Source organism: Candidatus Zixiibacteriota bacterium, from assembly GCA_018820315.1.
GTDB lineage: Bacteria > Zixibacteria > MSB-5A5 > JAABVY01 > JAHJOQ01 > JAHJOQ01.
In genome coordinates this window covers 22864-35098 of record JAHJOQ010000092.1, presented here as the reverse complement: position 1 = coordinate 35098, position 12235 = coordinate 22864, and the positions used below count along the sequence as shown (strand labels likewise).

The window sequence follows — 12235 nt, the reverse complement described above, 5'->3', positions numbered from 1 at the left end:
TACTCAATGGAATACCTGTCACTACCTCTGGTACTGAGAGAGGGCTATCTCTCCAGAGCGGCGCTCGATGAATCAATAAGATACTCTATCGGGCTGATTCTTTCCACAAGAGTCGGCTCAATACCATTCGATCCGGGATACGGCTGCGAAATTTGGGACAAAGAATATTCCGACCTCTATACCGCCAACAAATCCGATATCAGAGCAGGTCTACGCAATGCAATTGACCGATCCCAGAAAATGCTCTACAATGTGTCGGTCTCTTTCGCAAATGTGGAGGGGTCGAACTCACATCCAATAGGACTTGCAATCAAAGTCTCCGGCAGCTACCGTGATAACGATGAAGAGAAGAAGTTTGAGGGCACCTTTGTGATTGGTTAGGCTCTGGACGAAAGCTATTCGCGATGAAGACTGAGAAATCGAGAAACAAAGATGAGATTTTTGCAGAGATGCATCGGGAACTCCGGAAGTGGAATCCCGACGTTCCTGAGTCATCGGAGCGGTTGGACCCGATCCTGCGAATGCTACTCCAGATGCAAGCGCATCAACTGGAGAGAATCGAAGATCGGGTAATGTCGGTCTGGGAAGTCGCCAAGAGCTCACTGATCAGATCCCTGTTCCCGGAATGTAAGCGCTGGCCAGTGCCGGCATTCACGATCATGAGCTGTGAATTGACCGATCCGACTGTCGAAGTCGATCCTCGGACGCTTTTCATTTACAGAGAAAAACGCGATGGGGGCGAGACATTCTTCTTTTCGCCGCATCGGACAGAGAAACTAATGTCCGCAAAGGTTAGGCATGTCCTGTTACGATACGGTGACGAGCTGAAGGATGTCTGCGAAGATCTCCCCCCTGTCTCGCAGGCTGGGCACAAAGCAGGCTCCGCTTCATCGATTGTAGCCGACCGGATTTATGTTGCGATCGAATACTCGGGCATCGCTTCCGATTTCAAGGACTCACTAATATATCTGAACGGATCATCCGAAGTACTCAGGCAGCTACGATGGTCATACTGGTGTCCCGGTATGGAGTCTGGAGCGTTTTCCACCGTGAATCGATTCTGCCCTGGGCTGGAGACATCCATCGAAGATATCTTCAGATACGATGATGAATCCACTCCGGATTGGGGTGGGCTGCGCTCCAGCGGTGACCTGTACAGTCCCCTCGAAGACAGCTTTGTGATTCCTACCGAGAGCTTTGTGTCGGCGTGGGAAAGGGGTCCTGCGAATCGCGAGATAGCTGATTTGATGTTCAAGAATGGAATCGAGATCACTGCATCGGAAAAGGACCTCTTCTGGATGAGGCTTGATCTTCCCGAAGGGGGCGACAGGGGCAAATTGACATCTCGTTTCGGAATCAGGTTCAATTGCTTCGTCGCAACAAACAAAAACGAACTGACGCTTTTCAAACATACAGGCGGTAACATGCTTGTCGAGATAGAACTTCCGGATCGCAGTTCAAGTGTGCTCGAAATCGTGGAAGTGACTGATTCTTCCGGCAGGACATATCTACCCAGCTACGAGGTCCAGACGGAGAAGTCGCCGCGTGTTTATTCAATCGAAGAGCGGGAAGATCGTCAAGTTCTCTGGTTCGATTTCTCACCCTTCTTCGAACCCCCTCCCGATTCACTTACCGTCAACTACTCTGTAACTGCGGAGAACAGGGCGAACGGGATAGAGGCGGGCAAGATTGATGAGCTTTACGAGAAGCATCCCGGACTGACGGCTGTGACGAACATCCTCCCCACCCGAGGGGGCGTTCCGGCTAAGACTGCGGAGCAGATCATGATCGAAGCAACTGGAAGGTTGCGCAGTCGTGATCGCGCAGTCAATTTCAAAGAGATCTCGGCCTGGACGAGAACATTCGATCCGAGAATACAGAAGGCCGAGTGCCGCAACTCTACGGAGAGAACCAAACGCGGTGTCCGCCGATGTATAGCGGTTACCGCCACCGTGAAGGCGGATGACTTTCTATCGGAAGATGAGGTGGCGTTGCTTCGCATTAGGCTGACGAGTTTCCTTAAGGCCAAGTCGCCGGTGAACACCCAGTACAAAGTGGAGATCACTCGTCAATGACCGATGAAATGATAATGCCTGAGCTCTGCAGTAGACGGCACCCGCTTCACTTCGCCACTGCTCTCAACATTCTCGGCAAGACCTGCATTGATATCCGCAGTGTAGATATACTTGCTGTCGGCGAGTACGAAAACTACAAGGGCGAAGTTATTGAACAGAATCCTTCGGCGGGAACTCCAGTCGGGCCTGGCTCCAAAATTGTCCTGATGATAGGCTACAATAGTGCAGTTGATTATATGCCGTATCAGTTCTTTTACGGACTCAGTGGCTCCACTGCCCGCACCGACGATTGGGATATGCAATCCCGGAAACTGATGGCACCTTTTGATGCTTCGGTGATAAGATACACGTCCATTGCGAAGAGAGATGCTCTCACATTCAGCCTTAGTTTTGTCGAAGAGGAGCATCTTCACCGCTTTCTCAAGTTATTCGACTTTGATTCCGATCGACATTCAGGTTCATTTTCGGAGCTTATGTTTTGGTTCACTCTTCTCCCCATGTACCATCATTGGGCAGGCAATGCTGAGTTGGTCGAGAAGGTTCTCACGCATCTGGCCGGATATGAGTGTCAAATCATCGAGAACGTGTCATCAACATTTGAAATAGCGAGAGGGATTTGTTTCAGTCTTGGGTCGGCAGAGAGCAGACTCGCGGTGAACTCGCTCGTGGGACGGTCATTTTCAGAGTGCGATTCTGCCTATGACGTCATCATCAGAGATGTGAAGACTGAAGACATCGGCGAGTTTGTGCCGGGTGGGCGTATAAGAGAAAAAGTGGAAAGAGCGCTCGACCTGTGCATGCCAAGCAATCTTGTCAGCCAAATAAAAGTTATGGGCGAGCAAAAACGTATGCAGATCGGGAGAAAAGCAGATTGTGGTTATCTCGGCTATTCCAGTTATGTATAGCATGAGATATTAACCTTGACATCTTCTATGAGCATCAGTAAATTTTCGGATTAACGATAGAGGCAATGCCATGAGTGACTTGAAGTTATATTCTGTAAACTGGAAGGATGGGATGCTGATAACCCAGCAGCATCTCAAGGACCAGGAAAGCTACTTTGAAGATCTAGCACGCTGGCACAATCTCGATGTTGCCGACAGCTACGGCTTGGTACGGAAGTCACTGTCTGGCAAGCCTGCACTGAGCATTGATATGATGGCCAGTGGCGACAAACTGCGAGTCACCATTACGCGCTGTCAGGCACTGACTCCGAATGGCAGCTATATTGACATCAGCGAGTCAGAGAAACTGAGCTTGAAGGCGGAGACTGATCTAACGGACGGTCCAATGCCGGTTTACATCAGCGTAAAGCCATCGGAGAAGCGAGAGGTTGGAGATCCTGATCCTGAGGAGGAGATCCCGAGGATGCCCTATTTGGCGGCAGGATATGGCCTTCATTTGGGGAAAAGGCCGAATATGCCCGAAAGTATGTTCGTGCAGGTTGCTGAACTAAAGGTTACGGGATCAGAAGCACACTTCTCCGTTGGATATTGTCCGCCTTGTGTGACGATCAATGCCGACGAAAATTTGCTTAAGACCGCAACGGACTTCCGCAACAGGCTTGAGAGTCTGCTCTCACTGTCGTCTCGAGCCTTTGCAGCTATAACGACTGAGGGATTACTCGCTGGCGAGAAGACTGATCTTCAGGCAGCATTCAAGGATACTGTCTTCTTGATGGCATATCACATTTCCTCTACTCTCGACAGCTTCGTACTTGGCAGGAACGCATCGCACCCGCTCAGCATGGTGGTTCATTTCAAGAGTCTGTTCCGTGTTCTCGCTACTCTTTTAAATCTACAGCCCGGCCTGAAGGACTATCTGAACGAGAAGCACTTCACGAAGGAGCGAAGCACTGACGTAGGCAGGTTCATGGCTGCGATAGACTCATTTCTGCTTTCTGAGTACGACCACCAGAATATCAGGGACCAGGTGGGCATGATCGACTCAATCCTGAGCGATCTCCGGGGCGTGCTTGGCTTCTTGGCTCAGATCAGGAAAGATGAACTTGGAAGAGAGGCCTCCGCTGAAGACAGCCTGACATATAACAACCGTACATACAGACTGGTCCCATTCCAGTCGTGCAATCTGGAACAGGTTGGAGAGCTCAGCTACCTGCTGATAAACATCGAGAATCCTCAGGCTGTTTCGGACACAGTCGTTCTGATGTCCAAAGACTTGTTCAGCACAGCGGAATGGACCAATATGCAGGTCAGGTTCGGAGTCAATGAGGCCAGAGGCTTGGGCGAGACAGATCCGGTTAAGGTTGACGCTGTCACCTTCGGCGCGAAGGTCGCGCTGCGGCCGCAGGATATGCTCCAGTCGCCATCTGTGAACAAGGTTACTTTGATATTTAGGGGAGTTGGCGATCCGAAGAAGTTCTCCGGACTCGGCAAGCTTGATCTTATGATATATGCAGTCTGACAATTGACCAGGCAAGGAAGCCATGAAAATGAAGAACTACGTAGAAGACTTATTTAAATACATCAACACTTACGAGACTAAGTACTCGAGCTTCAAGACTGAAGCGTTCTTTCAGACCTACAACGGTGTCTATACTGTCTTCCAGCCGCTTCGTCAGCAGCGCGACCAGGCTGTCGAGCTTGATTACTTTCTGCTTGACCGGGTGCGAGAGAATCCTCTGACAACATCGGACCTCAGGCAGTTTGCAGTCCAGATACTTATCACGTACTTCGAGTCTGAGGCGGATACTGACGGCCGTTCGAATCAAGCCTATTCGCATTGCCGCGGGCTCAGAGCCGTGAAGCAGGATGTGCCATTCTTCGAGAATCACCTCGTACCCATGCTCTGCAAACCGGGAAGCCTTAAAGACAACTATCAGTTAAACGCATTTTTCCTGCGGGAGATAGCCCGATTCCTTAACACCTTCGGCAAGCGCCTGAGAGGCGACCTCACGCCTGAGGCATTCAATTCGATGAGCGATCCGATGAAGTTTCTTGAGCTTGCTCGGCGACGCCAGGAACTCGGTGAGGATCTCCTTAAGGACAGAGCATCCCTCGAGTTTCACCTGCTGAGGATCGATTCATTCACGAAGCTCGGTTCGAAGAATAGACTCTTTAAGCAGTTGTTGTCGGAGTGGGGTTACCTGAAGAAAGGCGATTTCTGGGCACGAGTTGCTGGCTGGTTCGGTGAGCTGTTCCGTAAGATCAAAGGAGCGTTCCTGAGTGGACGTTACCTGAGATTGATTATCTCGCAGCGCAAGCCGGCATATTTGTTTTACTCGATGATCATCATACTCTTTCTTCTTGCTGCAGTAGCTGTTCCCGTTCTCTGGAGTACATATACCGACACCAAGCTTGAGCAACTCAGAGAAAGAGCCACGAATGTAGAGGAAGGAATCGGAGGATAACACGGACAGAGACCCTAAATCCGGTGCCGTGAACATACCATGATAAAAGCAGCTACCAAAGTATTCAAGTTCTTCAAGAAGATATTCAAAGCCTCCTCCAGGAAGAAGGGGCCTGCCCCGGTAGCCAAGTACAAATGGCCTTCAGGAATCCGAATCGGCGTTTATGGTCACACAAATTCGGGCAAATCCGTTTATTTCACTACGCTGCATGAGGACAGCAAGGTATCGAAGAACCTTCAGATATCGGTGACAGACAGCGCTACAGCAAGCGAATTCCTTGTCAACTACAGGCACATCTGGGGTCTCGGCAGCACTTCAGCCGTCGGAACGATAGTTGACATGCGAGGCGATCAGAAGTTTCCCGATCCTACCGAAGGTGAGAGACTGCTTCAATTCAACGCTATCCTCGATCGCGATGAGAAGCTATCTGTAGTGACATATGACTACGAAGGCAAAGCGGTCTCCATCAGGGAAGGCGGTGAACTCAAAGAGAAGGTCATCGACTTCATGGATGGTGCCCACGGCATCATGTTTTTCTATGATCCCAAGCTGCTCGGCGCAGAATTGGAAAGCCAGGCGCATGTCGCCTCCTTCATCACAATGCTGGAACGATTGGCACCTCTAAGTTCTCAGATGCCAATTCCGGTTGCGCTCGTGATCACAAAAGCGGACGTCCTCCCCGGCTTCACAGGTGAGAGCCAGACAGTACTTGTACGCCCCGAAGACGAGCAGTTCTTCTCTGAGGAATTTGAAGTTTTTCTCGACAAAGTTCTCAGCAGCAACAAAATCGCGTCAAATTCCGAATGGGCAGGATCGGTCAGAACTATTCTGGTCAAGATGAAGGAGTTCCTTAAGATCATCGTCCGAAGAACGCTTAATTTCCAGGTCTTCTTCCTCTCATGCACCGGGCAATCGCCGGAGAAGGTCGGCACTGATGTCGGACGGTCGATTTACAAGCCTCCGAGGATACTCAGACCGGTCGGTCTGCAGGAACCGTTCTACTGGATGCTGAAATCGGTAATGAGGAACCGGGCGATCACCAGAGTTCGCAAATTTACGAGATTTGTCGTCACTGTCAGCATCCTATGGATTGTGCTGTATTCGATTCCGAATCTGTATCACTTCCAGTTCCTGCTTCCGCAGACAACGAAGGTTGAAGACAACATACTTGAAGGACACTCCGGCCAGTATCTGAGTGTCACTGACAAGGAGCGTCCACTCATAATAAGCAAGTTCGATCGGTATTCGAGAGCACTCACGGTGAAGTGGCTGTTTCCGAAGTTCTCGCCCGTGGCAAGAACGATATCGGAGACTTACAGAAACTTCAATATCCGGGATGCCATAGAGAAGCTTGATGGTGCGATAAATCGTTTCGCGGCGGTCGTGGCAGATTCATCACAGTGGCCGACAGCGAATCCGAAGGATACCATCCCCAAGCTCAACGAGAATCATATCGCGCTGGAAGGCGATCTCGCAGAGTTTCATACGGGTGACTCAAGTTCCGTTCTTTTCAAAAGAAGTGATCGATCGCTATGGTACTGGAGCCTGTTCAAGATCTATATCAATGCTAAAGCCGACACTCTCCCTCTATCGCAAATCACCGAGCAGATCGAATCGGACAAGACATATTTCGAGGGCGAACTGAGCAAGGGCGAAGTAGCCCTGATGGGTGCGCTGCAGGCTCTGAAAGTGACCAAGGTACGCGTGGTGGAGTCAAGACAGGCTGGATCTAAGCTTGAGGACCTTGTTGACGTGATAAACGGGAACAATGAACCAGGATACCGCTTAGACGACGCCGTGAGGACTCTTCAGGATCTGCAGGGGCAGCTCGGTTCCAGTGACGCTGCCAAGGTGAGTCGCTATCTGAGCGCGGCAAAGAACTGGTCCAAAAAACGACAGACATTCAATTACAAAGTTGTCACTGTTCCGGATCAGGGTGCGCTCTACATCGAAGTCACCGATGACGGGAAGGCTCCGCAGTGGGAAAAGTTGGGAGAGACTTTCCAGGGTGATACTGGGGAACTGGAATGGAAGATAGGAGATGACATTCACATAGTTTTCTGTGCCGCCGACAAGAATTGCGACAGAGGCAAGGATCCTAGCGACATTGCTCTTCTGGATGACAAGTACTCACTGTTTGATATGGAGAAGGGCGTGGTCTTCGACAATCTCGGAAAGAGTGTCAAGATTCAATTCAATCCAAGCCTCGGTGATAGACTTCCGGTACTCGAATAGGAATCAATCTCACACGTACGGAGGGACATAAATATGAAAATGGTAACGATCACAAGACTTGTTTTTTCGGCAGTTCTGCTTTTCCTGTTCTCAGCAGCCTTCTTCGTGCCCAGCGCAGACGCTGGAATCACGGTCAGGGTTATAAAGGACACTGAAGTCAAGCTCAGGTTTGTCAGTGATGATAGGATATCGTCAGAAAATCTGGAGAAAGGTGATTCCCTGGTACTCGCTCTTGCAGAGGCGATAGTCGTTGATGACAGCACTATTGTCGCCGAGGGAGCCTCCAGCAGAGCCGTTGTTACGAAAGTGCAGAAGAACGGCAAGCGAGGCAAACCGGGCTACATCGAAGTCGCATTTGTCAGTTTGTTGGCTGAGGGAGCATTCAAGGCGACTGACGGAGCCCCGATCAAACTTGCAGGCAAGCTCGAAAACAAAGGCAAGAGCAAGAAGTTTATTTCATGGCTGCTTGGGCTTGGCTTTCTGATCAGTGGCGGCAATGGTGAAATCGACCGGGATGCAGTCTACACCACGAAAACTGTCGAGACTGTGAAACTGACCAGTGAGTGAACCGCTCGATAAGTACTAGATATGAAGGGCGTCTGGAAGCGACGCCCTTTTTGCATAGTCAATCACTGTACATGCGGCACTGTGCGCATTCTCGGGTTAACCAAGTTTGGACATTTGTAGACGGAGATGCAATTTGTGGATACTGACCAAGTATAATGGAGCTCTACTCGTAGGCCTTCTGCTAGTACTCTTGATAGAGGTTTGCGGCATCGTTCTCATCGACGACACTCTTAGAGGCGATGCACTTCAGTATATGCGAATAGCAGAGAATCTGGACCTGACTGGAATCTACTCGTATGATGGTGTCACCCCATCGAGAGCGCTGCAACCAATCTACCCTCTGTTTCTGACCGTCATGTATTGGAGCCTCGGAGAGCATTTCATGGTTGTCAGGATGGCTCAGGCTATTCTTGGACTGATCTCCTTCGCTTTGGCTCTTCTCATATACCGCAGAATCCATGGTAGCCGGTTCATTCTGATTGCAGCATTGGTACTATCATTGTATGTACCTCTGTGGGTTAACGCCGGACTCATACTCTCGGAGATGATGACGATCTTCCTGATGCTGCTGTTCATGTGGGCGTTTCAATCCGCGCTCTCGCAGAATTCCTGGAGGCGGCTCCTCATCGCTGGCGCTCTCCTCGGTTTAGCAGTTTTAACAAGGCCGATAGTCGTGTCCATGGTTGGCCTCATCTGGTTACCGATTGTTGCCGCCAAAACAGGCTGGAAACGAAGACTCAAGAATCTTGCTCTCGTTGCAGTCGGCCTTGTTATTGCCTTGCTGCCGTGGGCAATCAGGAACTATCAGTCCTGTGATCGTTTCACGCCACTCCCTCCAAGCGGGGCCGGAAACCTGCTGTTTGCTTCATCTGAGGATAGTCAGCAATCGAGGGATTCACTGCTGTATATCGGCGCAGGTGAACAGGAGCAATCTTTCAGCGAGACAGAGATGTACTCGACGGCCTTCAAGAATATTCTAAAGGACCCAATTAAGTTTGTTTGGAGAGGCGTTCGCAGGATTGCGTGGGTATGGTCATTCATTCCGGGTACGAGACATTTTCTTGAGACTCCTCCATTGCGTATCCTCACTCACTTAGCCGCAGGTGCTATTCTGCTGCTCGCCTTCGTCGGGCTCTTCAGGCTGCCCGCAGGAACACGCCTGCTCCTGCTCTATCCGCCGCTGAGCTTCACGCTTCTGTTCTTCTTCACGCACACTACCCCGAGATATCTCCTCCCGGTCATGCCTTTCGTGCTAATATCAGCTGTAAGCAGTCTAATGTACCTGCCAGGACTATTCAGACAGAGACGGCAACTGCGTTAGCAACGCGGATGCAGACTGCGCGGTCTAATCGCCTTGGCAGCGCTTAGAGCTTCCTCTTCCACTTCGTTCCACCGGCGGTATCTTCCAGGACAATACCCCTTGCGAGAAGGTCGTCACGAATCCTATCTGCCTCAGCGAAATCTCTGTTCTTGCGAGCATCATTTCTCTTGCTGATCAGATCTTCCATCTCGCTGTCGATGTCATCCTCATCCTTCTGAATGACTCCGAGCACCGTGTCAAACCGTTGCATGACTTCAAGAGCTTTCGCTCCGTCGGCAGCCGATATTGCCTTCTCATGTATCAGGCGGTTGATATCCCTGACGAAATCAAACACTGCCGCCAGTGCAGGGGATATATTCAAGTCATCATCAAGCGCCTCTTCGAATTTCGCAGCTGCTCTGCTGATACAATCATCCACAGCTGGATTCGACTCCCCACCACTGATCGACTTCACCAGCTTCATGAAATCCCAGAGTCTCTCGATACCGCCCTTAGCGGATTCGAGTCCGTCAAAAGTGAAGTTCAGCTGCTGACGATAGTGCGTCGCCATCAGCAGGTATCTGACGGCGCATGCCGTGTAACCCTTATCTAGAATCTGTCTGAGCGTGTAGAAGTTGTCGAATGACTTCGACATTTTCCGACCTTCAACGAGCAGATACCCGTTGTGCAGCCAGTAGTTGACGAACTTCTCCCCGGTTGCCGCCTGTGTCTGCGCTATCTCATTCTCGTGATGCGGAAAGATATTGTCGACACCGCCGCAATGAATATCGAAGTGATTCCCGAGGTACTTGACAGACATGGCAGAGCATTCCAAGTGCCATCCGGGACGTCCCTTGCCTATTTCAGTTTCCCAGAACACCGGTCCGTCCGCTTCGTCCCAGCCCTTCCAGAGCGCAAAATCGGATATCTGCTCCTTCTCATACTCGTCGTCGGCGACTCGTGCTCCGACCTTGAGCTGGGCCATGTCCATATGCGACAATTGCCCGTAGTTCTTGAACTGCGATATCTTGAAATAAATGGAGCCATCAGTCTCGTAGGCGTATCCCTTGTCCAGAAGCACCTTGATCATTGCGACCATCTCGTCGATATGACGGGTCGCTTCGGGATACTTATCAGCGCGATCAATCTTCAGTGAATCCAGATCCTCGAAAAACGCCTTCTTGTAGCGTGCTGTGTACTCATCCAGCGATATGTTTTCCTTCTGCGATCCCCTGATTGTCTTGTCATCGATGTCGGTAAGGTTCATGATCTGGGTCACTTTGTAGCCCTTGTATCTGAGATACCGCTTCAGAAGGTCCTCAAACATATATGCACGAAAATTGCCTATATGAGCGAAGTCGTAGACAGTCGGGCCGCACGTGTACATTTTAACCTGTCCATCCACAATAGGCTCAAAAACCTCTTTCTGACGTGTAAGCGTATTAAAGAATTGCAGTCCCATCTCAAAATCCCTTCGGGTAATCAACAATGAAAGAACGCCAGGCCATTAGACTCTCACTTATGCACATATACGGCAAATCCGAGCCGAGAGTTCAGAAATCTACGGCTGCGTCAGACTCTTTACCGTCTTCTTATCAAGGCGTTTGATCACCTCAGTAACAAGCTTCACCGTGTTGAGATAGTCATGACGATATATGATGCTCGTGTGACCATGAATATATCGGGTATTTACAGCGATACAGATCGATGGGACGCCCTGCCTCACCATGTGAATCCGGCCGGCATCCGTCGCTCCACGCTGCAATGTCGACAGACAGTACGGAATTTTGTTTTTCTTCGCTGTATCGATAACCAGCTCTTTGAGCTTGACATTCGGGATCAGCCCTGCATCATAAACGAAAATTGCGGCTCCTCCTCCCAGCTTTTCCTCGTTATCACCCTTGATCCCCGGCGTGTCCTTCGCAGGTCCGACATCGAGAGCGATTGCGACATCGGGGTCACATGCCCACGCAGACGTGATCGCACCGCGAAGACCGACTTCCTCCATGACCGTGCCTATTCCGTAGATAGTGTTCGGATGCTTCACTTTAGCGAGCTTCTCCATTGTCTCAATTACAATGGCACAACCGACTCTGTCATCAAAGGCCTTGGCAAGGTACATTTTCTTGTGATTCATTATGGTGAACGGACTGTACGGTACTATGACATCGCCAACAGTGATACCAAGCCTCTTCTGCACATCGTAATTATCCATGGCGCCCACATCAATAAACATATCCTCAATTTCGATCACCTTCTTGCGCGCCTCAGGATCGAGTATGTGTGGCGGCGTTGAGCCGATCACTCCGACAACAGGGCCCTTCGCGGTCAGAATCGTGACCCTCTGAGCGAGAGCAACATGTCCCCACCAGCCACCGAGAGGCAGGAACCTCACAAAGCCTGATTTCGTGATAGAACCTACGATAAACCCGACTTCATCCATGTGTCCGGCGATCATGACTCGTGGTTCCGATGTTGCCCCTTTCTTCTCTGCGATTATGCTACCCAGCTTGTCGTACGAGATTCCGTCCGACACCGCCTCGAGGTGCTTCTTCATTATTGCAGCGATCGCAGCCTCATGCCCCGGTGCGCCACAGGCATCAGTCAGTTCCTGCAGCAGAAGTTCTGTCTTGTCCATTTCGACTCCACTTTTCTTGATATGATAAGGTGTTCTCTTGTCTCCTTAAT

General features: G+C 50.5%; 10 protein-coding genes. 8 read left to right on the top strand and 2 right to left on the bottom strand.

Translation table 11 applies throughout. The features are described from left to right. The first annotated feature begins 6 nt into the window (after window positions 1-6). The 8 genes from KKH67_08840 (at window position 7) to KKH67_08805 (ending at window position 9568) form a co-directional block, all read left to right on the top strand. A complete protein-coding gene (locus tag KKH67_08840; protein ID MBU1319289.1) occupies window positions 7-381 on the top strand; it encodes a GPW/gp25 family protein in 375 nt (124 codons plus the stop codon). Window positions 382-404: 23 nt separating this feature from the next. Next, window positions 405-2075 carry a hypothetical protein gene (locus tag KKH67_08835; protein ID MBU1319288.1) on the top strand — a complete coding sequence of 557 codons (1671 nt, stop codon included), beginning with the start codon at window positions 405-407 and terminating at the stop codon, window positions 2073-2075. Beyond that, window positions 2072-2980 carry a type VI secretion system baseplate subunit TssG gene (locus KKH67_08830; protein ID MBU1319287.1) on the top strand — a complete coding sequence of 303 codons (909 nt, stop codon included), beginning with the start codon at window positions 2072-2074 and terminating at the stop codon, window positions 2978-2980. Before KKH67_08835 ends, KKH67_08830 begins: the two co-directional genes overlap by 4 nt. A gap of 70 nt (window positions 2981-3050) precedes the next feature. Further along, a complete protein-coding gene (locus KKH67_08825; GenBank protein MBU1319286.1) occupies window positions 3051-4499 on the top strand; it encodes a hypothetical protein in 1449 nt (482 codons plus the stop codon). 28 nt (window positions 4500-4527) lie between these two features. Beyond that, window positions 4528-5445, top strand: coding sequence for a hypothetical protein (locus KKH67_08820; GenBank protein MBU1319285.1), 918 nt, complete (start codon window positions 4528-4530; stop codon window positions 5443-5445). A gap of 39 nt (window positions 5446-5484) precedes the next feature. Then, window positions 5485-7680 (top strand): hypothetical protein, encoded by a 2196-nt coding sequence (locus KKH67_08815; protein ID MBU1319284.1) that lies wholly within the window; start codon window positions 5485-5487, stop codon window positions 7678-7680. A 33-nt stretch (window positions 7681-7713) separates the two neighbouring features. After that, window positions 7714-8247: a hypothetical protein gene (locus KKH67_08810; protein ID MBU1319283.1), complete on the top strand. Its 534-nt coding sequence runs from the start codon at window positions 7714-7716 to the stop codon at window positions 8245-8247. 133 nt (window positions 8248-8380) lie between these two features. Further along, window positions 8381-9568: a glycosyltransferase family 39 protein gene (locus KKH67_08805; GenBank protein MBU1319282.1), complete on the top strand. Its 1188-nt coding sequence runs from the start codon at window positions 8381-8383 to the stop codon at window positions 9566-9568. 43 nt (window positions 9569-9611) lie between these two features. Here KKH67_08805 and cysS read toward each other — a convergent pair whose 3' ends face one another. Together cysS and KKH67_08795 are read right to left on the bottom strand one after the other, a co-directional pair. Further along, on the bottom strand, window positions 9612-11009 hold the full coding sequence (cysS, locus tag KKH67_08800; GenBank protein ID MBU1319281.1) for a cysteine--tRNA ligase: 1398 nt from the start codon (window positions 11007-11009) through the stop codon (window positions 9612-9614). Between the two features lie 99 nt (window positions 11010-11108). Then, entirely contained in the window at window positions 11109-12185 is a 1077-nt protein-coding gene (locus tag KKH67_08795) for a M42 family metallopeptidase (GenBank protein ID MBU1319280.1), read from the bottom strand. Window positions 12186-12235: the final 50 nt, after the last annotated feature.